Below are 22,085 nucleotides of genomic sequence, written 5' to 3' on the forward strand. Positions count from 1 at the left end.
GTGAAACAACTTTGCGCCGATGATAGTGCTGCAACCAGTGTGAAAGTAGGTTATCGTCAGGCTTGTTATTCGAAAAAACCCCTTCCGGTGATCCGGTTGGGGTTTTTTTACGTCTGGCGGTTTTGTCAGCAGATAGGCGTAAAAAAAGCAGCGCTAAGCGCTGCTTTTTTCATTTAATTAAGTTGGCAGACCCTATCCCAATCAAGGTCAAAGCGGGCCAGGTATTTTTTGAGCCGGTCTGCATCGTTGGGTTTGGCTTTCGCCGCGCGCGATACGGCATACAGGGTACGGCCGGCATCGGACATATTGTTCGATTGCCGGCAAATCTTAATCACTGCCTGCAACTGCAGCGCATCAAACAGGTCGAGCTGCGCGGCTACCTCGCTTCCCATGATATCGGCCAGGTCGATTTCCATGCCCCCGGCAGGCTTGTCATGATGCTGCCATAGCCGTTTCAGGCGTCTGATTTCCTCTTCGACCACGCCATCCGTGATGCGGCCCGCTTCCGACAGGGTGGCCAGGCGCGTGACAGCGGCGGATAAATCGCGGAAATTACCCTTCCATGCCGAGGTGGGTAGGGTGGCGAAACGCATGAAACGTTCGTGTGCCTCCTTGTTGAAGCGCACGCGTTCGCCCGTTTCCGCGCTGTATTGTGTCAGCAGGTATTCCAGGTTCGGTTCGATGTCTTCCGGTCGCTGCGCCAGGCCCGGCAATTCGTATGTCCACAGGTTGATGCGCGCATACAGGTCTTCGCGGAAGCGGCCGGCCATCACTTCTTTGCCCAGGTCCCGGTTGGTGCCGGCGATCAGCTGGAAGTCGCTTTGCACCTCGGTGTCCGCACCGACGGGGAAAAAGCGTTTTTCCTCGATCGCTTTCAATAGCATGGCCTGCTCGTCGAGCCCCAGTTCGCCGATTTCATCGAGAAACAACAAGCCCTTGTGCGCGCTGCGCAGCAAGCCGGGCCGATCCGAGCCTGCGCCTGTGAAGGAACCCTTGATATGGCCGAACAAGGTGGAGGCTGCGCCATCGCCATGCAGGGTGGCGCAATTGAGGTCGATGAATTTGCCATCGATCTGGTGGCGCGATTTTTTCAGTTCATACACGCGGCGCGCGAGGAAGGATTTGCCGGCACCGGTAGGTCCCATCAGCAGCATGGGAGCTTTCGATTTGATGGCGACGCGCTCGATTTCATCGATCATGCCATTGAATTTCGCATTGCGCGTGGCGATGCCGGACTTCAGGAAGGCCACGCCTTCGGCCTGCTCGCGCGTAAAACGCTGGGCAATCTGGTCGTAGCGCGACAGATCGAGGTCGATCAATGCGTAGCTGCCGGGATTGCCGGTGGCCTGGCGCTTCGGCGGCGACGTTTGCACGAGACGGCCGGGAAAATAGCGCGCTTCCGTCATCAGGAACATACATATCTGCACCACGTGGCTGCCGGTGGTGATGTGGATCCAATAGTCTTCCTTGTCCGGATCGAAGGGGTAGCTATTGGCAAAATCATAGAGCGCACCATACACATTCTCGAAGTCCCAGGCATCGCTGATGGGCAGTTCATGGGAGATCAGCCTGGTTTCAGGCGAGACGCTGGCAATATCCTGCGACACCTGGCGTACCAGGTTGTCGAACTGGCTGCCCGCGTACAGCAACTCGAAGCGGTCGATGATCTTGTCTTCGTGCTGGGTCAGGGCGATGCTGGGACGCCACTTTTCCCAGCGTGCCGCTCCCCTGCCATTGTCGAGCTGCGTACCGAGAAAACCGATGACGACGGTGCGTTTTGCTTGCATATCTGGGATAAAAATTTATCTGAAAAGATAATTGTATTCCAAATTGCAGTGACAGGGATATTTTCAGTGAACAGCTTGTATTTAAATATTATTTAATAAAATCAATGAGTTATGGGAATTTTTGAGGAAATATTGAAAGCTGGCACAGCGCTTGCAATAGAGGAGATACCAACGAGATAAACGTAGAGAGCAGAGAGGGACGAAAAATGGCCAACGCCCAGTTATTCCAGAGCGCGCAACAGACAGCAACCATGCCAGCGGCGCTGGCACGCAATGCCGAAGGCGCATCCGCTTACGCGCTGACGCCCCGGCATCAGCTGGCGCAGTACGCGGCCACCGGTTGCCTGAATGCGACGTTTTATGCCGGCGCCGAAGCGCAACTGGCGAAAGTACGCGAGCTGTGCCAGGCGGTCGAGCCGGCCTTCATTGCGCAGACGGCCGTGTACTGCCGCGAACGGGGCTACATGAAAGACATGCCGGCCTTGCTGGTGGCCATGCTGGCGGGGCAGGGCGCCGCGGAATGTGCGCCGGCCTTTCAGCGTGTGATTAACAACGGCAAGATGCTGCGTAACTTCGTGCAAATCATGCGCTCGGGGGCAGTGGGCCGCAAGTCGCTGGGATCGCGTCCGAAAAAGCTGGTGCAGGCATGGCTGAACGGCGCGTCGGAACAAGCATTGCTGGCCGCGGCCGTGGGCAATGCGCCATCGCTGGCCGACGTGGTCAAGATGGTGCATCCGAAACCGCAGGAAGCGTGGCGCGCGGCCTTCTTCGCCTGGCTGATCGGCAAGCCGTACGATGCCGCGGCCTTGCCGCCGGCGCTGGCCGCGTTCGAAGCTTACAAGCTTGATCCAGCGCAAACGATACCGGACGTGCCCTTCCAGATGCTGACGGCGCTGCCCTTGAGCGCACAGGATTGGGCGCAGATCGCCCGCCAGGGCAGCTGGCAGATGGTGCGCATGAATCTGAATACCTTTGGCCGCCACGGCGTGTATGCGATAGCCGGCATGCCGGAGCTGATCGCCGCCAAGCTGCGCGATCCCGAGGCGATTGGCCGGGCACGGGTGTTTCCGTACCAGCTGATGTCGGCTTGCATGGCGGCCGGCGAGCATGTGCCGGCCATCGTGCGCGAAGCGCTGGAACAGGCGCTCGAAATATCGCTGCTGAACGTGCCGCAGATCGCTGGCAAGGTGGTGGTGTGCCCCGATGTTTCCGGTTCGATGTCCTCGCCCGTCAGTGGTTTTCGCGTCAGCGCCACGTCCAGCGTGCGCTGCATCGATGTGGCGGCGCTGGTGGCGGCGGCCATGTTGCGCAAGAATCCGGATGCCATGGTGCTGCCGTTCGAGCACAGCGTGGTGCAGTGCGGACTCGGCGCGGATGATAGCGTGATGAGCAACGCGGCCAGGCTGGCGGCCATCGGTGGCGGCGGTACCAATTGCAGCGCGCCGCTGCTGCGCATGAACAGCAGGAAGGAGCTGGCCGACCTGGTGATCTATGTGTCCGATAACGAATCGTGGATCGACGCCAAACGCAGCGGCGCCACGGCGACGATGGGACAGTGGAATGTCTTCAAGCAGCGCAATCCGCAAGCAAAACTGGTGTGCATCGATATTTCGCCGCATGCCACCACGCAGGCGATGGAGCGCGAGGATATTCTGAATATCGGCGGTTTTTCCGACGACGTCTTCAAGATCATCGCCGCCTTTGCCGCCGGCCGGCTGGACCCCGCCCACTGGGTGGGAGAAATCGCCGCCATCGATATCGCGGCACCAGCTTGTTGAAGCAAAGCGCATGAATGCGGACAGGACTACATAAAAGACGTCCTGTCCACGCTTGTCATGCGCCGTAGTACCCCGAATGCCGACAGGATTACATCGATCAGCCGCGTCAAACCGGCCTGGCAGGCGCAGTGCGTCTGCCAGAAATCCTGTCCCCCCTTGTCGGGTTGTCGTACTGATGAATGCCGGTGGAACTACATCCTGGGCCGATACGTCGGCAACTGTTTCACCAACCCTGGTCATCACCCCCTATACAATAGAAGAAGAGAATAGCGATGAAAAACGAAGAATACGAAGTCCTGCATACCGAAGGCAGCCGTCCAGTGAAAATGTGGACGCGTGGCGTGCCTGTCGAAGAAGCGGCTAAAAAACAATTGCGCAACACGGCGACCCTGCCGTTCATTTACAAGCATATCGCCGTCATGCCCGACGTCCACCTGGGTAAGGGCTCGACCATCGGCAGCGTGATTCCCACCCTGGGCGCCGTGATTCCGGCGGCCGTGGGCGTGGATATCGGTTGCGGCATGATGGCGGCGAAAACCACGCTGACGGCGAACGATCTGCCCGATAACCTGGGACCGCTGCGCAGCGCCATCGAACGCGCCATTCCGCACGGGATGTCGCCGAAGACGCGCGGCCACCGCGGCCGCGATGAAGGTTCCTGGCATACGCCGCCATCGGTGGTCGATGCGGCGTGGCTGCAATTGAAGGATGAATTCGATGCGATTTGCCTGAAAACGCCAAAGCTGAAAAATACGAACAATTACCGCCACCTGGGAACCTTGGGTAGCGGCAACCATTTCGTCGAAGTGTGCCTCGACGAGCAGGGTTCCGTATGGTTCATGCTGCATTCCGGTTCGCGCGGCGTGGGCAATGCCATCGGCACCCATTTCATCGAACTGGCCAAGCAGGATATGCGCACCCACTTCATCAACCTGCCCGACCAGGATTTGGCTTACCTGGCCGAGGGAACGCAGCATTACGACGATTACGTGGAAGCGGTGGGCTGGGCCCAGCGTTTCGCCCGCAACAACCGCGAAGTGATGATGCAGAACTTGATCGCCGCCGTGCGCACGGTCATCCATAAACCGTTCCAGACGCACGTGGAGGCCGTCAACTGCCACCATAACTATGTGCAGAAGGAGCAGCACTTCGGTAAGGATGTATTGATCACGCGCAAAGGCGCCGTGTCGGCCCGCGCGGGTGAACTGGGGATCATTCCCGGCTCCATGGGTGCGAAGAGTTTTATCGTGCGCGGCAAGGGCAATGCCGAGAGTTTCCATAGCTGCAGCCACGGCGCGGGACGCACGATGAGCCGCACGGAAGCGAAGCGGCGTTTCAACCTGGATGACCAGATCCGCGCCACGCAAGGCGTGGAATGCCGCAAGGATGAAAACGTGATCGATGAAATCCCGATGGCTTACAAGGATATCGATGCGGTGATGCTGGCGCAGCGCGAGCTGGTCGATGTCGTGCATATCTTGAAGCAGGTCGTCTGCGTCAAAGGATAAGAGAGAGAAAATAGAGATGATAGAAATAGATGGAGCGCAAGGCGAAGGCGGCGGACAGATTTTACGTTCGGCGCTGAGCCTGTCGATGATCACGGGGCAACCGTTTCGGCTGAGTAACATTCGCGCGGGACGGGAAAAGCCCGGCTTGCTGCGCCAGCATCTGCTGGCCGTGCAGGCGGCAACCGCCATTTGCGGGGCGCGCACGACGCCGGTGGCGCTGCGCGCGTCGAGCCTGGAATTCGTTCCCGGCCCCCTGCGCGGCGGCGATTACCGCTTTGCCATCGGCAGCGCCGGCAGCTGCACCCTGGTGCTGCAAACCTTGCTGCCGGCCCTGCTGCATGCGGATGGGCCATCCACCGTGCGCATCACTGGCGGCACGCACAATGCCATGGCGCCGCCCGTGCATTTTTTGCAGCGCGCGTATGGCCGCATCCTGCAGCAGATGGGCGCCGAGGTGGAGATCGCGCTGCAACGCTACGGCTTTCATCCTGCGGGCGGCGGCGAGGTGACGGCCACCGTGCAACCGTGCCGGCGCTTGCAGCCGATTCAACTGCTGCAGCGCGGTGAACGGAAGGCGGGGTATGCGGAAAGCGTGGTGGCGGGCGTGCATGTGCAGGTGGCGCAGCGCGAGCTCGAGCGTGTCGCCAGCGGCATGGGCTGGAGCGGCAAGCAGCTGCGCCTCGTCGGCTTGCCGGCGGAGCAGGGACCGGGCAACGTCCTGCTGCTGACCCTGGAGCATGAGCATGTCACGGAAGTATTTACTTCGTTCGGCGAAAAGTCCTTGCTGGCCGAGTCCGTGGCCAAGCGCCTGTTGAACGAGGTGCGCGCCTATCTCAAGACGGACGCGGCCGTCGGCGAGCACCTGGCCGACCAGCTCTTGCTGCCCATGGCGCTGGCGGGCGGCGGTACCTTCAGCTGCAACAAGGTATCGCAGCACGCGCTGACGAATGCGGAGGTGATTGCCCGATTTTTGCCCGTGCGTATCACTTTCGAGCAGCAGGCGCGCGGCAGCATCTGCACGGTGGCCGCCGCCTGAGGCGCGCGGTGACACAACTACGTGTTGCAGCTGTTCCAAATTGATACATGGGCGGCCGGATGTGGGGCATATGTGCATGGCATGGCATTTGCTCTTCTTTGGTATTGACTAAAAAACCAAGGAGACCAGCATGACCTATTCCATTCGTACCCTGCTCGGCGTGGCGGCGGCCGGCGCCGTTGCCCTCACTTCCCTGCTGACCTTGCCGCATGCCTATGCGCACGGCAATGTCACGCCGCAAGGCGTCGACACCACGGGCTTGCCCAAGGTGGGCGACAAGTGGCTCGAGCAAAACCCGTATCGGGGCAACAAGCTGGCCTTGACGGTGGGCACATCGGCCTACAACCAGAATTGCGCGCGTTGCCACGGCATCGAAGCCATCTCCGGCGGCATCGCGCCCGACTTGCGCCAGCTGGACCGTGATTGCTTCGGTATCAAGAATGAGACAAAGAAACAGGCGTGCTACAAGGAAACGGACAATTACTACCTGACCACCATCCGCCACGGTAAAGTGCGCAATGGCGCCGTGTACATGCCGCCGTTCGAAGGCGTGTTCAACCAGGAAGCCATGTGGGCCATCAAGACCTATCTGGAAACGCGCCGCGAGTCGAATTAAGTCGAACTGATCACGAAGGAGTCCCATGCGTTCAATTCAATTCCGGGGCGCGCGCGCGATGATTTCGCTCGCTTGCCTGGCGCTGTGTGCCGCCGCGCCGGCGCGCGCCGACTGGCAAAAGGTGCAGCAGTCGGGCAGCCTGAAAGTGGCTGTGTACAACGAATTCGCGCCGTTTTCCGACAAGGGCACGGGCATCGATATCGATATTGCCGAAGCGCTGGCGAAAAAGCTGGGGCTGAAACTGAGCTTGCTGCCATTTCCCGCCGGCGAAAACCTCAACGACGATTTGCGCAATATGGTGTGGAAGGGACATTACCTCGGTTATGGCCCCGCCGATGTGATGTTGCATGTGCCGGTCGACAAGAGGTTGATGGCGGACAACGACAAGGTCGAGATCTTCGCGCCATACTATGTGGAAACCGTGCGCCTGGCGCGCAGTGCGCAAGCCGTGCCGCAATTCGATGGCGTCGCCTCGCTGGCCGGCAAGCGCATCGGCGTGGAAAAGGTGTCGATCGCGGCCATGCTGATGCTGGGCGAAGACAATGGCAAGTACCGCGACGACGTGCGTATCTTCGATACGGCAGCCGAAGCCTTGCAGCAATTGCAGACGGGCAAGCTCGATGCCGTGCTGGCCAACCGTTCGGAAATCGAATCGGTACTGAAAAGCGATCCCGCTTTCCCCATGAGCGAAGTGGCGTTCGCCCGCCTGCCGCGTGCGGGCTGGGCGGTGGGCCTGGCCGTCAGCCGCCAGCAGCTCGACGTGGGCAAGTTGCTGCAGGCAGCCATGAACGAAATGGCGGCCAGCGGCGAATTGAAAGCCATCTTCGAGAAATATGGGGTGAAGGAAGCACGGCCGTAGCAGGCCATGTTGCATGACAATAAAGCCCGCGCATCGGAAGAGGCGCGGGCTTTTTAGTTTTAGAAACTATATTGGGCGCTAACGCCCAGCAACCAATTACGTCCCGGCGCCGCTTCATAGTAGCGCTTGTTGCTATCGCCAACGATGACGGAACCCACGTAGGTCTTGTCGAACAGGTTGTTCAGGCGGGCAAACTCCTTGAAGCGCCAATTGCCCACGTTTTGCCTGGCGTTGAACCGCGCATTGAATACCGTGTAGCCGGGCGCCGGTTTTTCGATGTTGCTGTCTTCCGCGTAGACCTGGTTGCTGGCCACGCTTTCCAGCGCTGCGCCAAAACGGTCGAGCGTGTCTTTCCAGGCCAGTTCAGCGAATAGGTTAGCGCTGGGTACGCCCGGCAAGCGGCTGCCTTCGCGCACGCCGCCAAATGCCTGGTCATACACGGCATGCAGGCTGGTGAGCGCCACTTTGGTCGTGAAGCCATATGGCAGGTTCGAATCCAGCGACACTTCCATGCCCTGGCGCAAGGTTTTACCCCCATTGCGATAGCTGGTGCGCCCGCCGCTGGACTTGTCGACCACCAGTTCGTCATTGGTCTTGATCTGGAACAAGGCCGCATTCACGTGCGTGTTGTTGGCGATCCTGGCCTTGACACCGGCTTCCAGGTTGGTGCTGGTGGCGGGCTTCAAGTTGAAATTGAAGCCGCCGCCTGTGCCCGAGTAAAACAGTTCATTCAGGGTGGGCGCTTCGAAACCGCGCGCGGCGCTGGCGTAGACGTTGACGTTCGGCGTCAGTTTATACAGCAGGCCCAGCACGGGCGTCGTGTGGCTGAATTCCAGGCTGCCGCTATCGTTGCCGTTGCTGAGGAAATGGTCGTCGACAGCCACTTTCATCTTGCTGTAGCGCACACCTGCGCTGAGCAGCCACGGGCCGCCTTGCCATTCCGCCTGGATATACGGATCGAGGCTGGAGACGACATTCTGCTCGTCGCGGCGCAGCTTGCCTTTTACGCCAAAGCTATTGCCAATGAAATTTTCATAGCCGGTACGGTCGTCGCTGGAGCGGCCATAGTCGATGCCGATAGTCGTGCTCAGCTTGCCTCCGGCCAGCTGGTTCACGTGCAGCCAGTTGGTGTCGATGCCATAGAATTGGCGCTGGAAATCGACCACGCCGCCCGAATGGCTAGGCGGCGCCTGGAATCCCTTGGTAAACGCCTGGTACTGGATCACGTCGCGGTTGCCGCCATACACCATCAAGTGCAGGCGGTCATCGCCGAACGACTGTTCATAAGTGGCGCCGATCTGCTGATGATCGATGCTCTTGCGCGTGTTGTAGCGCTCGGCCAGGGTGCGTTTCGGGTTTTGCGTGTCCGTCGTGTCGATTTCGCCGGCGCGCGGGTCGCGGGCAAACGTGGTCCAGGTGACGCCCAGCGGATCTTGCGTATTGCCTTGATGCAGGCTGTTGGCGACGATGGTCAGCTTGCTGTCCGCGGTGGGCTTGACGGTGATCTTGCCGAACGCCTGTTCGCGCGTGGCGGCGCTGTGGTCGCGGAAACCGTCCGTGCGGAAGCGCGAGCCGTCGAGCACGTAGCCGATGCCGCCTGCCTGACCCTGCGCCGTCAAGTCCACCTTGCTGGTGCCGTAGCTGCCGCCCGTCACATTCAGCTCGACGGAAGGGGGATTTTGTCCATCCTTGGAAAACAGCTGGATCACGCCGCCCGAATGGTTGCCGTAGATGGCAGAAAACGGTCCGCGCAGCACTTCGATGCGCTCGGCCGTATCGAGGTTGAAGGTGGCGGCCTGGCCCTGGCCGTCGGGCATGCTGGCGGGAATGCCATCGCTGATCAGCTTGACGCCGCGCACGCCGAAGGCCGAGCGGGCGCCGAAGCCGCGCGACGAGATTTGCAAGTCTTGCGCGTAGTTCTGGCGGTTTTGCACGACCAGGCCCGGCACGGCGGCCAGTGCTTCCGACGCGTTGACGCGGATTTGGCCATCCTGGATGCGGGCGCTGTCGACCACGTCGATCGAGGCCGGCACTTCCTGGCTGGGGTGGGCGATGCGGCTGCCGCTGACGACCACCGTATCCATGAATTGCCCATTGGCCGGGTCAGCTGCCTCGGCGGCAAAGACGTGAGGGGCGAGGGTGGCGCTGCCGGCGACAAACAGGCTGGCGATGGTGTTCAGGCGGAAACGATGCTGCATGCGGATTCTCCAATGTGAATAAAAGCCTGCTTGATCGCGTGCGCGGTACAGGTCTGCGTAGGTGTATCAAGCAATATGCCTGCCATGTCTCCATTGGTGGGCTGAAATTATACGCGTGTCAGTGGCACGGCGTTTGCATACGGTAATTGTCAGAGGCGCCGATGCGGCGCGCTTTTCCCTCGTTTTGCCATTGAAAAGGTGATTATGCCCAACTTCTTCTCGCGCTTGCGCCAGGTGTGCTGGCTGCTGCCGGCGCTCGTCAGCACCGCGGTCCATGCCGCTCCCTTTGCCTATGTTCCCAATGAAAAGTCGGGCACCTTGAGTGTGATCGACACGGCGACCGACCAGGTGGTGCGCCAGATCGCCGCAGGCAAGCGTCCGCGCGGCATCGCTGCCGATCCCACAGGGCGGCAATTGTTTGTCACGGATGCCGCCAGCAGCGCCTTGCTGCTGATCGATAACGCTGGCGGTGCGCCCGTGCGCACGGTGGCGCTGGGCAAGTCGCCCGAAGGCGTCAGCGCCTCGCAAGACGGTAGTCACGTGGCTGTGGCCGTCGAGGAAAACAATAGCGTGGCCTTGCTCGATGGCCAGACAGGTACCTTGCTCGCCGATATCAAGGTGCAGGGACGCAATCCGGAACACGCCGTCTTCAGCCCGGATGGGCGCTGGCTGCTGGTCAGCGCGGAAGAGGCGGAGCAAGTCGATGTCATTGATGTGGCGCAACGCCGGCAGGTCGCTTCCATCGCCGTGGGGCTGCGTCCGCGCGGCATCGGTTTCAGCCCGGACTCGGGCCGCGCCTACGTGGCGTGCGAACTGGTCAATGCCGTCTACGTGATCGACATGGCCGCGCGCAAGGCGATTGCCACCATTCCAGCGGGCAAGAATGCGAATGGCATCGCCGTCCATCCCGGCGGCAAGCAAGTGTATGTCTCGAACGGTATCGACGGAACGGTGATGGTGATCGACACGGCCAGCAATCAGGTCACGGCCACGATTGGCGTCGGCAAGCGCCCGTGGAACATGGCCATCACGCCGGACGGCGCCAAGCTGTACGTGGCCAATGGCCGCTCGAACAGCGTGTCCGTCATCGACACGGCCAGCGCGCGCAAGGTGGCCGATATTGCCGTGGGTGAATTGCCATGGGGCGTGGTGATTCGTTGATTCCTTCATGGCACAGGCGCAGGTGTTCCAGTCTGGTACACCTGTTCCATTGTGCAGCGGCGGCGTGGCGGCAAAGCAGGGCTGGCCCGGATTGGAACAGGATGCTGCCACCTTGTTCAAAACGCAAACAGAGCCACGCCCCCACCCAAGTCCGGGGCATGCGCTGAAAAGCGGGCCGGGATTGACGCCACGCCCTTGTAACGGGGGCAAAACCGGCTAAGTTTGTAGTGGGATGGCGAGCTGGCACGGCATTTGCGGAAGACTCCGTGTACTCACCCCATCTGTACCAGGACGTTTGATTTTAATTAAGTATTTCCATTCTAATTAACCCGATAGAGGACGACATGAATCTCGCAGACATCAGCAAACTGGGCGTAGCCAATCCCTTCAAACAACGCTATGACAATTACATCGGCGGCAAATTCGTTGCACCAGTAAAAGGTGAATACTTTCCTAACATCACGCCGATCACGGGCTTGCCGTTTTGCGAAATCGCCCGTTCCACGACGGAAGACGTCGAGCTGGCGCTGGACGCCGCGCACGCCGCCAAGGAGGCATGGGGCAAGACTTCGCCTGCCGAGCGCGCCAATATCCTGAACCGCATCGCCGACCGCATCGAACAGAACCTGAGCCTGATCGCCACGGCGGAAACCATCGACAACGGCAAGCCGATCCGCGAAACGATGAATGCCGACATTCCGCTGGCCATCGACCATTTCCGTTACTTCGCCGGTTGCATCCGCGCCCAGGAAGGTTCCGTCGCACAAATCGATGCGGAAACCTATGCCTATCACTACCATGAGCCGCTGGGCGTCGTGGGCCAGATCATCCCGTGGAATTTCCCTATCCTGATGGCCGTGTGGAAACTGGCGCCGGCCTTGGCCGCCGGCAATTGCGTCGTCTTGAAACCGGCCGAGCAGACTCCGGCTTCCATCATGGTGTTGATCGAGCTGATCGGCGACCTGCTGCCGCCTGGCGTGCTGAACATCATCAATGGTTTCGGCCTGGAAGCGGGCAAGCCGCTGGCGTCGAGCAAGCGCATCGCCAAGATCGCCTTTACGGGTGAAACGGGCACGGGCCGTTTGATCATGGGCTATGCGGCGCAAAACCTGATTCCCGTCACCCTGGAGCTGGGCGGCAAGTCGCCGAACATCTTCTTTGAAGACGTGATGGATGCCGATGATGAATATTTCGACAAGTGCCTGGAAGGTTTTGCGATGTTTGCGCTGAATCAAGGTGAAGTGTGCACCTGCCCATCGCGCGTGCTGATCCAGGAATCGATCTACGAGAAATTCATCGAACGGGCCTTGAAACGCGTGGCTGCCATCAAGCAGGGCAATCCGCTCGACTCTGCCACCATGATCGGCGCCCAGGCGTCGCAGGAGCAGCTGGAAAAAATCCTGTCCTACCTCGATATCGGCCGCCAGGAAGGCGCGGAAGTGCTGGCCGGCGGCGAGCGCAATACGCAGGCGGGCGACCTGGAAGGCGGCTATTACGTGCGTCCGACCGTGTTCAAGGGCAATAACAAGATGCGCATCTTCCAGGAAGAGATCTTCGGACCCGTCGTGTCCGTGACCACCTTCAAGGATGAGGCCGACGCATTGGCGATTGCCAACGATACCTTGTACGGCCTGGGCGCCGGCCTGTGGACGCGCGACGGTTCGCGCGCCTTCCGCATGGGCCGCGCCATCCAGGCGGGTCGCGTGTGGACCAATTGCTACCACCTGTATCCAGCCCACGCCGCGTTCGGCGGCTACAAGCAATCGGGTATCGGCCGCGAAAACCACAAGATGATGCTCGACCACTATCAGCAAACGAAGAACTTGCTGGTGAGCTATAGCCCGAAAGCGCTGGGCTTCTTCTAAACCGGCAACAGGCGCCGCGCCTGCAGTCCAGGCGCGGCGCGCAGAAAGGGATGCCATGAGTGCAGCAATTGCCCGGGTGGTCGCCACCGATGCGGCGCTGGAAATGATGGACAAGTTGCGCCAGCGTCACGGCCCGCTGATGTTTTTCCAGTCGGGCGGCTGCTGCGACGGCAGTGCGCCCATGTGCTACGCGCTGGGCGAGTTCGATGTCAGCGACACCGACATTTATCTCGGCAATTTGAATGGCACACCGTTCTACATGGGACTCGAGCAATTCGAGTACTGGGAGCATACCCAGTTGATTATCGATGTGGTCGATGGCAATGGCGGCATGTTTTCACTCGACAACGGCACGGGCAAGCGCTTTTTGACGCGCTCGCGCCTGTTCACCGATGAAGAGTGCGCGCTGTTGCATGCCCAGCCGCATGAGCACCGCAAGACTTGATACACACATACTAATAAAACAGAGGGAGATGATTGTGCAGAAAAAAATCATGGGGATACTCATCGGTTTGGGTTTGGCATCGCTGGCCCAGGCGGCCGACGTGGGCAATGTCACCAATGCCATGCTCGACAGCACGGCGAAGAATCCGGCCAGCGTCCTGTCGTTTGGCATGGGTACGCAAGGCCAGCGCTATTCGCCGTTGACGCAGATCAATGACAAGACCGTGGCCAAGCTGGTGCCAGCGTGGTCGTTCTCGTTCGGCGGCGAAAAACAGCGGGGCCAGGAATCGCAGCCGTTGATTCACAACGGCAAGATGTTCGTCACGGCATCGTATTCGCGCATCTTTGCCGTCGACTTGAAAACGGGCGCCAAGCTGTGGAAATATGAGCATCGCTTGCCGGACGGCATCATGCCGTGCTGCGACGTGGTCAACCGCGGCGCAGCCCTGTATGGCAATCTGGTGATTTTCGGCACCCTGGACGCCTACCTGGTGGCGCTGGACCAGAATACGGGCAAGATCGTCTGGAAAGAAAAAGTGGACGATTACGCGGCCGGCTACTCGATGACGGCTGCGCCGCTGATCGCCGAAGGCTTACTGCTGACGGGCGTGTCGGGCGGGGAATTTGGCATCGTGGGTCGGGTCGAAGCGCGCAATCCGATGACGGGCGACCTCGTGTGGAGCCGTCCGACGGTGGAAGGTCATATGGGTCACCGCTATGACAAGGATGGCAAGGCCATCGACAACGGCGTGTCCGGCACGGCGAACAAGACGTGGCCGGGCGACCTGTGGAAAACGGGCGGCGCCTCGACCTGGATGGGCGGCACCTACGATCCGCAAACCAAGCTCGCCTACTTTGGCACGGGCAACCCGGCGCCGTGGAACAGCCACTTGCGTCCCGGCGACAACCTGTACTCGTCATCCACCGTGGCGCTGGACGTCAAAACGGGCCAGATCAAGTGGGCGTATCAGAACACGCCGAACGATGCCTGGGATTTCGATGGCGCCAACGAGTTCGTCACCTTTGACATGGATGGCAAGCGCTATGGCGGCAAGGCCGACCGTAACGGCTTCTTCTATGTGATCGACGCCAACACGGGCAAGCTGCAGAACGCCTTTCCATTCGTGAAGAAAATCACCTGGGCCAGCAGTATCGACCTGAAGACGGGACGGCCGAATTTCATTGCCGCCGGCCGCCCTGGCGACCCCACCAAGGGAGAGGAAGGCAAGAAGGGCACGACCGTGTTTGCCGCGCCCGCTTTTCTCGGCGCCAAAAACCAGATGCCGATGGCGTACTCGCCGCAAACCAAGCTGTTCTACGTTCCCGCGAACGAATGGGGCATGGATATCTGGAACGAGCCGATCAGCTACAAGAAGGGCGGCGCTTTCCTCGGCGCGGGGTTCACCATCAAGCCATTGTTTGACGACTACATCGGCGCCATGCGCGCCGTCGATCCGAAGACGGGCAAGATCGTCTGGGAAATCAAGAACAACGCGCCGCTGTGGGGTGGCGTGATGAGTACGGCCGGCAACCTGGTGTTCTACGGCACGCCGGAAGGCTTCCTGAAAGCCGTCGACGCGAAGACGGGCAAGGAATTGTGGAAATTCCAGACGGGCTCTGGCGTCGTGGCGCCGCCCGTCACCTGGCAGGATGGCGACACGCAATATGTTGCCGTCGTGTCCGGCTGGGGTGGCGCCGTGCCGCTGTGGGGCGGCGAGGTGGCGAAGAAGGTCAACTTCCTGGAACAGGGCGGTTCCGTGTGGGTCTTCAAGCTGGCATCGAAGTAACGGGGTGAAGCATCCGGGCCACTCGGATGGGTGTCTCCCTGTCCGCCGGGTGTTTTCTTTTTGCTGACGGCCCAGGCCGTCAGTTTTTTGTTTACCTGGATGCCCGATATGCCTGCTTGCGGTCAATAAATGAACACCGACAGTGGCGATTGATCCGCTGCTGCACAAGTCAAATACGTATTTTCTCTTTCTCCCTCTGGGTCGCGCTGGGCACGCTTATTGCCAAAGCTTGAGGTACATCAATCACTGGTGTGCACACTAAAAACAGAGAAGAAAGAGGAGAAGCAATGAATACATTGATCAAGCTGGGGAGCCTCGGTGTCATGACAATCGCAGCGGTGGGACAGGCGCAAGCCGTCGATATCAAGGCTGGCGACTGGACCGTGTCGGTGGGCGGCATCGTCAACGCCTACTACACGCAAGTGTCGTGTTCGGGCGATACGGTGGGCGGGCTGGCGCTGGGCGGCCAGGCGCTCGGTTGCGGTGGAGAGAAGGACCGCACGACCATCGGCAATGGCTTGCTGCCGAATGGTTTGATCACCTCGGCAAGTTCGCGGCTGGGCGAGTACGACGTGAAAGCCTTGATCGGCATCTACAACTCGACGGCCACGGACAGCGCCATCAGCCAGAACAGCGTGGTCGATGTGCGCCAGGCATTCTTTACGTTTGGCAATGAACACATGGGCACTTTCAAGCTGGGCCGCGACTATGGCATCTTCGGCGCGAATGCGATTTTGTCCGACATGACCTTGCTGGGTTCAGGCGCACCCGTGCAGGCGACGCAGCGGGGCCGGGTGACCCTGGGCCATATCGGCGCCGGCTACACCTATCTGGGCAACTATGGCCAGATCATGTACAGCTCGCCGAAGTCGGGCGGCTTTGGCGCCGACGTGGCGCTGGTCAGCCCCGTCTCCGATACGCCCATCGTGGCAGGCTCGACCTATTCTTCAAAGTCGAGTCCGCAAGTGCAGGCACAGCTGACGTATGCGCAGGAAGGCTTGAAAGCCTGGCTGGGCGTGAAGTCGCAAAAATTCACGTCGAAAACGCCGGGCGTCGATGACTTGACCATGCGCGGCGTGGAAGTGGGCGGCTCGTACCAGATGGGCCCGGCTGGCGTGCTGCTCAACTTCCAGGGTGGCAAGGGGCTGGGCATCCTGTCCGATGCGGACCAGGGCGATACCAAGTCGAAGAACTGGTTGCTGCAAGGCACGTACAAGACGACGGACAAGCTGAAACTGGGCTTGTCCTACGGCATCAGCAAGAACGACGACAACACGGCCGGCACGGGCGGCTTGAAGTCGAACGCCAACCTGACCCTGGGCGCGTATTACTCGCTCAACAGTGCGATCACCCTGGTGGGTGAGCTGGGCCAGACGCGCTCGAAAGGATTTACGGGCGGCGAAGCGAAGATGAATGGCGTGTCCCTGGGCGGCATTATTTTCTTCTGATACATGAACGCGGCGCCTTGCGACAAGGCGCCGCACGGAGCGTGGTGCATGCGGATAATGCGGTTGTTCATAGCATGCTGGCTATTCCTGTTTATCCTGGGACAGGCGTGGGCGGGCGTGCTCGCCAAGGCCGAGCTGGCGCGGCGTTTTCCTGCTCCCATCGTCGTGGGCGACAAGGAGACCGACTTGCCCGTCTGGCCATTGTTCCGGCAAAACGCCACGGCCACGGAGCTGGTCGGCTACGTATTTGAATCCGTGGACCTGGCGCCGATCCCCGGCTTTTCCGGCGTTCCCGTCAACTTATTGATCGCTATCAATCCCCAAGGGAGTTTTCTGGACGTGGCCGTGCTGTCGCAGCACGAACCCGTGTTTCTCGATGGCTTGGGCGAAGCGCCGCTGTTTCAGTTCGTCAAACAGTACCAGGGCTTGTCGCTGAAACAGAATATCGCCATCGGTGCCCGGACGAAACGCGCCACGGATGCCAGCCATGCCGATATCGACGGTGTGTCGAAGGCCACGGCCTCCGTGCGCATCATCAACCAGAGCGTGCTGGCCTCGGCCTTGAAAGTGTCGCGTAAAAAACTGGGCTTTGCGCAAGGCCGTGACCCGGACCAGATCGCGCGCATCCGCATGGACGTGTTCGAAAAGCTTGATGTCGCGCAAATGTTAAAGCAGGGCTTGATCCAGCATCTGCGCTTGAGCAACAAGGAGATTGAAAGCCTGTTTGCCGGCAGCCCCGGCGCGGGACTCGATGGGGAAGCCACGCGCGCGCCGGATGAAGTGTTTATCGACCTGTACCTGGCGTATGTGTCCGTGCCCAGCGTGGGGCGCAATCTGTTGACGGAACGCAGCTGGAACAAATTGTGCAACCGGCTGGACGAAGGCGACCACGCCATCCTCGTCATGTCGCGCGGGCGCTACAGCGTGCTGGGCGATGATTTCGTGCGCGGCACGGTGCCGGACCGGCTATTGCTGAAACAGGATGGCTTGCCCATCGACATGCGCGACCTGGACCTGGAATTGCAATTGGCGGATACGACGCTGTTGCCGACGGAAAATGTCGCCGTCTTGCGCGTCATCAGCCAGGCGGGGCTCGATGCGGCCAGTCCGCTGGCTTTTACCATGCCGATCACGCGCAACAAGGGCATCGTGTATCCGGAACGCATTGCCCGCAATGTGGATGTCAATTACCGCCTGCCGGCCGATTTTTACACGGCGCCGCAAGGCGACGATGCCACGTGGCGCGGCACGTGGAAAGGGCGCAAGACGGAGTTGCTGCTGTTGCTCGCCGGGCTGGCGCTGCTGGCCGGCGCATTGACATGGCAGAAACGCCTCGTGCGCGATGGCCGCCAGTTTTCCTGGTTCCGCCGCCTGTTCCTGTTGTTTACGGTGGGCTTCATCGGCTATTACGCGCAGGGGCAGTTATCGATCGTCAATATCACGGGTGTCATCCAGGCCCTGCTGGCCGGGCGCAGCCTGGGCTTTTTCCTGTTTGATCCGATGACGGTGATCCTGTGGGCGTTCGTGCTGCTCAGCCTGCTGATCTGGGGGCGCGGCACGTTTTGTGGCTGGCTGTGTCCGTTTGGCGCCCTGCAGGAATTCACCGGCAAGCTGGGCCAGTGGCTGCACTTGCCGCAATGGAAAATCAAGCCGCGCCTGGATGGGCGCTTGAAATGGATCAAGTATGGCTTGCTGGCGGCCATTCTGGGCAGCAGTGTGTTTTCCAGCCAGATCACGGACAAGCTGGTGGAACTGGAACCGTTCAAGACGGCGATTACCCTGAACTTCGTGCGGGCCTGGCCGTTTGTCGCGTATGCCGTGGGCTTGCTGCTGCTCAGTAGTGTTTCCTACAAATTCTTTTGCCGCTACCTGTGTCCGTTTGGCGCGGCGCTGGCGCTGCTGGGACGTTTTCGCCTGTTCAACTGGATTCCCCGTCGCAAGGAGTGCGGCACGCCTTGCCAGACTTGCCGTCACCGTTGCGAGCATCACGCCATCGCGCCTGGCGGGAAAGTCGATTATGGCGAGTGTTTCCAGTGCATGGATTGCGTGGTGATTTACGCCAGCGATGAAAAATGCGCGCCCTTGATGCTGGAAATCAAGCGTGCCCGCACCATTCCCATCGTCCGGGCCACGCCAGAGGAGAGCAGCAATGCTGCGTAGAACGTTTATTTCCGCCGCCATCGGCAGCGTGGCCGGCATGGCGGGCTTGTCATTGCCGGGCAGCATGGCGCGGGGCACGGCCACGGCGTCCGGCGTGCGCCCTTATCGCGGTGCCGCGCTGGCGTTTGGCACGACCATCGCCGTCACCGTGTTGCACCACGATCAGCGCCAGGCCGAACTGGCCATCGAGGACGCCTTGCATGCAGCGAGGAATATCGACCGCCTGATGAGTATTTACAGCCCGGCCAGCCAAGTCTTCCAGCTGAACCGTGACGGCCGCCTGACCCGGCCGGATGCGCACCTGCTGGCCGTGCTGGCGCAGGCGCATGCTTTGTCGCAATGGAGCGATGGGGCCTTTGATATCACGGTGCAACCTTTGTGGCAGCTGTTTCGCGCGGCGGCAAACCAGGCCAGCTTGCCGACGGACGCCTTGCGCCGCGCGGCGCAGGCGCGGGTAGGCTGGCGGCAACTGGCGTGGGATAGCCGGGAAGTGCGTTTTCTGCAGCCTGGCATGGCACTGACCTTGAATGGCCTGGCGCAAGGTTACGCGGCAGACATGGCGCTGGCAGCCGTGCAGGCGCGCGGCGTGCGGCACGCGCTGCTCGATACGGGCGAATTCATCGCGCGTGGGCAGCGTTCCGTGCGCCGTCCGTGGACCTTGGGCATCCAGGATCCGCGCGACGCGGAAATCCTGGCGGCCACCTTGAAAGTGGAGGGGCGCAGCGTGGCCACGTCGGGCGACTACGAATGCACGTTCACGCCCGATTTCGTGCATCACCACATCTTCGACCCATCGAAGGGCGATTCGCCGCGTGAACTGGCCAGCGTGACCGTGCTGGCGCCCACGGGTTTGCTTGCCGATGGCTTGTCGACCACCTTCATGGTCACAGGAGCCGCACGCGCGCATGCCATGGCCGCACACATGGAGGGCGTCGACCTGATGACCATCGACAAGCAGGGCCGGCGCGCGATGTCGCCCGGTTTTTTCCGTTTACTCTAGGCTATTTCAGGTGCGGCACCTTGCGATAGATCGTGTTGCGCGACACGCCCAGGGCCCGCGCTGTGGCCGAGACGTTGCCGCCGTGGGCATCGAGCGACTTGAGGATCACGCTTTGCTCCATCTCTTCCAGATTGGCGCCGGCGGCGATCATGCGGTCCGTGCTGGCGCTGGCGGCAGTCGCTTGCGTCATCTCAATATCGTCGAGGAAATCATCAGGCATGTGGCGCAAGCAGATTTCATGCTCGTCGCCCGCCATGACGATGGCCGTGCGCAAGAGATTGGTCAGCTGGCGGAAATTGCCTGGCCATTTATGCTGGTGGAACATGCGCAGGATGTCCGGCGCCACCGTGTAGCGCGTGTCGGGCGCTTCTGTTGCGAGGATTTTTTTCACGACCGTGTCCAGGTCCGTGCGTTCGCGCAGCGGCGGCAGTTTTACCACCAGGCCATTCAGGCGGTAATACAGGTCTTCGCGAAACAGTCCCTTGGCCATGCGTTCGCGCAAGTTGTGATTCGTGGCGCAAATGAGTTCCACGTTGACGGTGATCGATTTGCTGCTGCCCAGGGGCGTGACCATGCGTTCCTGCAACACGCGCAATAGCCGCGCCTGCAAGCCAAACGGCATGTCGCCGATTTCATCGAGGAACAGGGTGCCGCCATTGGCTTGCAGGATCTTGCCGATCGCGCCTTTCTTGCGCGCGCCCGTAAAGGCGCCGTCTTCATAGCCGAACAGTTCGGATTCGATCAGGGTTTCCGGGATCGATGCGCAATTGACGGCAATAAACGGTCCCATGGCCCGCGGCGAGTCGTTGTGGATGGCTTGCGCCAGCAATTCCTTGCCGGTCCCCGTTTCGCCCATGACGAGGATGGGGATGTCGCGCCCCAGCACCTTGTTGACCTTTTCGATCACCAGTTCCAGTTGCGGATCGCCCGTGCGCAGGTAGCGCAAGCCGGACAGGCGCCGCGCCGCGTTGGCCGCATGGCTGGCGGACGCGGGAATCTGGGCCGGCACGGCATTGATATCGCTATGGTCGGTGCTGGCAGTAAAGCCGTGCTGGAAGACGCTATTGGACAGGCGCAACTGCGCGCGCCCATACACGCGCACGCCGCTGTGCATGCACAGGTTCAGCAAACCGGGTGCGGCAGTGCGGTAATGGTCGTACAGGGCGGACACTGGCAAGCCGAACAGGGAGCTGAAGGTATGTGATTGCAGGGCGGCAAATGACAGGCCCAGCTGGAACAAGCCGTTTTTATTGGCCGATAAAAACCGTCCGCCCGGCGTGAACGAGGCGATGCCTTCCATTAAGGTGCCGATGAATTCGGGGCGCGCGTGGAAGTGCACGGTGATGGCGTCTTCGAAGGTGGCGGAAAACAGCTGGTTTTCGATCATCAGCGCCGACATGCGCACGAGAGCCATCGTATGCTTGTGGAAACTGCGTTGGTCGCTCGAGACGTCCAGCACGCCGATGACGTTGCCCCGGTGGTCGGTGATCGGTGCCGCGGAGCACGTCAGGAAATGATTGGCGGCCAGGTAATGCTGGTCCGCATGGACCAATGTCGGTACTTTTTCCGTGATCGCCGTGCCGATGGCATTCGTGCCGCGGCTCTGTTCCGACCACGCCACGCCTGGCTGCAGGGCGACCCGGTTGGCTTTCTCCAGGAAATCATCGTCGCCCAGCGAATGCACGATCACGCCGTTGGCATCCGTGAGAATCACCATATTGTGCGTGTTGACGATTTGCTGGTACAGGGTTTCCATGGCCGGCAGCGCGTGCGTGTGCAGCATGCGGTTTTGCTCGATCAGCAAGGACAGGTCGGACTTGCCCGCCGGCGTGAAGTCGGGCGTGGCCGTGGGCGACAGGCCAAAGGCGACGGAACGCTGGTGGGAAGTTTCAATGATGACGGGGACGTTGTCCTGTCCTGCCGGCAAAATGTTCGCGTCCGCGATGGACGAAAACGGTGCGCTACGGTAAGTAGCTGACGGTTGATACATGATCTCGTTGCCTCCGTTGGGCCCTGTACTGCGGCGCTCTTTTGAATATCGAGAGTGTTCCATAATGTAGCACCTGTCACAGATGGGAGCAAAGCAAAGCGAACCGGGCTATCCCCAGTGTTGCTGCCTGGCCCAGAGTTGCTCCCCTCGGTGGTCGGTGCATGTGTTCATATAAGCAATTGCGGTGCCAGGCCTATTGCCTTTGATCTGGCGCAAAAATAGCGCTTGCGGGGTGTGCAGGGCACGGCTATAATTCGCCCCCTCGCTGAACGACGCATGCAAATGCCGAGTGAGACGAGAAAAGGAAGGAGTTGACGGACGTAGCGAAATGCTTCATACTCTTCCTTCTTCGCAGCTGACAAACACAACGCTTTGTCGATAGCGCGAAAGCAGTAACCGAATACAGTTCTTTAACAATTAACAGTCGATAAGTGTGGGCATTTGATGT

15 protein-coding genes are annotated in these 22,085 nt (G+C 60.5%); 12 read left to right on the forward strand and 3 right to left on the reverse strand.

Annotation, left to right across the window (positions count from 1 at the left end; genetic code table 11):
• Positions 1-173 precede the first annotated feature (173 nt).
• Positions 174-1,787, reverse strand: a complete 1,614-nt coding sequence (rtcR, locus tag O3300_RS28260; RefSeq protein WP_305054745.1) for an RNA repair transcriptional activator RtcR — start codon at positions 1,785-1,787, stop codon at positions 174-176.
• A 206-nt stretch (positions 1,788-1,993) separates the two neighbouring features.
• On the opposite strand from rtcR, the gene O3300_RS28265 reads away from it, so the two are divergent.
• From O3300_RS28265 to O3300_RS28285, 5 genes are all read left to right on the forward strand, one after another.
• Positions 1,994-3,565 carry an RNA-binding protein gene (locus tag O3300_RS28265; RefSeq protein WP_305054746.1) on the forward strand — a complete coding sequence of 524 codons (1,572 nt, stop codon included), beginning with the start codon at positions 1,994-1,996 and terminating at the stop codon, positions 3,563-3,565.
• A gap of 272 nt (positions 3,566-3,837) precedes the next feature.
• On the forward strand, positions 3,838-5,073 hold the full coding sequence (locus O3300_RS28270; protein ID WP_305054747.1) for an RtcB family protein: 1,236 nt from the start codon (positions 3,838-3,840) through the stop codon (positions 5,071-5,073).
• Positions 5,074-5,089: 16 nt separating this feature from the next.
• Positions 5,090-6,109, forward strand: a complete 1,020-nt coding sequence (rtcA, locus tag O3300_RS28275) for an RNA 3'-terminal phosphate cyclase (RefSeq protein ID WP_099665397.1) — start codon at positions 5,090-5,092, stop codon at positions 6,107-6,109.
• A gap of 130 nt (positions 6,110-6,239) precedes the next feature.
• Positions 6,240-6,725, forward strand: a complete 486-nt coding sequence (pedF, locus tag O3300_RS28280; RefSeq protein ID WP_035824926.1) for a cytochrome c-550 PedF — start codon at positions 6,240-6,242, stop codon at positions 6,723-6,725.
• A 25-nt stretch (positions 6,726-6,750) separates the two neighbouring features.
• On the forward strand, positions 6,751-7,584 hold the full coding sequence (locus O3300_RS28285) for an ABC transporter substrate-binding protein (protein WP_305054748.1): 834 nt from the start codon (positions 6,751-6,753) through the stop codon (positions 7,582-7,584).
• Positions 7,585-7,643: 59 nt separating this feature from the next.
• On the opposite strand, the gene O3300_RS28290 is transcribed toward O3300_RS28285, so the two are convergent.
• Entirely contained in the window at positions 7,644-9,782 is a 2,139-nt protein-coding gene (locus O3300_RS28290) for a TonB-dependent receptor (RefSeq protein WP_305054749.1), read from the reverse strand.
• Between the two features lie 204 nt (positions 9,783-9,986).
• On the opposite strand from O3300_RS28290, the gene O3300_RS28295 reads away from it, so the two are divergent.
• The 7 genes from O3300_RS28295 (at position 9,987) to O3300_RS28325 (ending at position 19,647) form a co-directional block, all read left to right on the forward strand.
• Positions 9,987-10,943: a beta-propeller fold lactonase family protein gene (locus O3300_RS28295; RefSeq protein WP_305054750.1), complete on the forward strand. Its 957-nt coding sequence runs from the start codon at positions 9,987-9,989 to the stop codon at positions 10,941-10,943.
• 344 nt (positions 10,944-11,287) lie between these two features.
• On the forward strand, positions 11,288-12,808 hold the full coding sequence (adh, locus tag O3300_RS28300) for an aldehyde dehydrogenase (RefSeq protein ID WP_305054751.1): 1,521 nt from the start codon (positions 11,288-11,290) through the stop codon (positions 12,806-12,808).
• Positions 12,809-12,863: 55 nt separating this feature from the next.
• Positions 12,864-13,253 carry a DUF779 domain-containing protein gene (locus O3300_RS28305; RefSeq protein WP_034756816.1) on the forward strand — a complete coding sequence of 130 codons (390 nt, stop codon included), beginning with the start codon at positions 12,864-12,866 and terminating at the stop codon, positions 13,251-13,253.
• Positions 13,254-13,302: 49 nt separating this feature from the next.
• On the forward strand, positions 13,303-15,039 hold the full coding sequence (locus O3300_RS28310) for a PQQ-dependent methanol/ethanol family dehydrogenase (RefSeq protein WP_251351978.1): 1,737 nt from the start codon (positions 13,303-13,305) through the stop codon (positions 15,037-15,039).
• A 287-nt stretch (positions 15,040-15,326) separates the two neighbouring features.
• Positions 15,327-16,487, forward strand: a complete 1,161-nt coding sequence (locus O3300_RS28315) for a porin (RefSeq protein ID WP_305054753.1) — start codon at positions 15,327-15,329, stop codon at positions 16,485-16,487.
• A gap of 57 nt (positions 16,488-16,544) precedes the next feature.
• Positions 16,545-18,647 (forward strand): 4Fe-4S binding protein, encoded by a 2,103-nt coding sequence (locus O3300_RS28320; RefSeq protein WP_305054754.1) that lies wholly within the window; start codon positions 16,545-16,547, stop codon positions 18,645-18,647.
• A complete protein-coding gene (locus O3300_RS28325; RefSeq protein WP_305054755.1) occupies positions 18,637-19,647 on the forward strand; it encodes an FAD:protein FMN transferase in 1,011 nt (336 codons plus the stop codon). Before O3300_RS28320 ends, O3300_RS28325 begins: the two co-directional genes overlap by 11 nt.
• A gap of 1 nt (position 19,648) precedes the next feature.
• On the opposite strand, the gene O3300_RS28330 is transcribed toward O3300_RS28325, so the two are convergent.
• On the reverse strand, positions 19,649-21,637 hold the full coding sequence (locus O3300_RS28330) for a sigma-54-dependent Fis family transcriptional regulator (protein WP_253192795.1): 1,989 nt from the start codon (positions 21,635-21,637) through the stop codon (positions 19,649-19,651).
• Positions 21,638-22,085 lie beyond the last annotated feature (448 nt).

The organism is Janthinobacterium sp. SUN206, from assembly GCF_030587305.1.
Taxonomy (GTDB): Bacteria; Pseudomonadota; Gammaproteobacteria; order Burkholderiales; family Burkholderiaceae_D; genus Janthinobacterium; species Janthinobacterium kumbetense.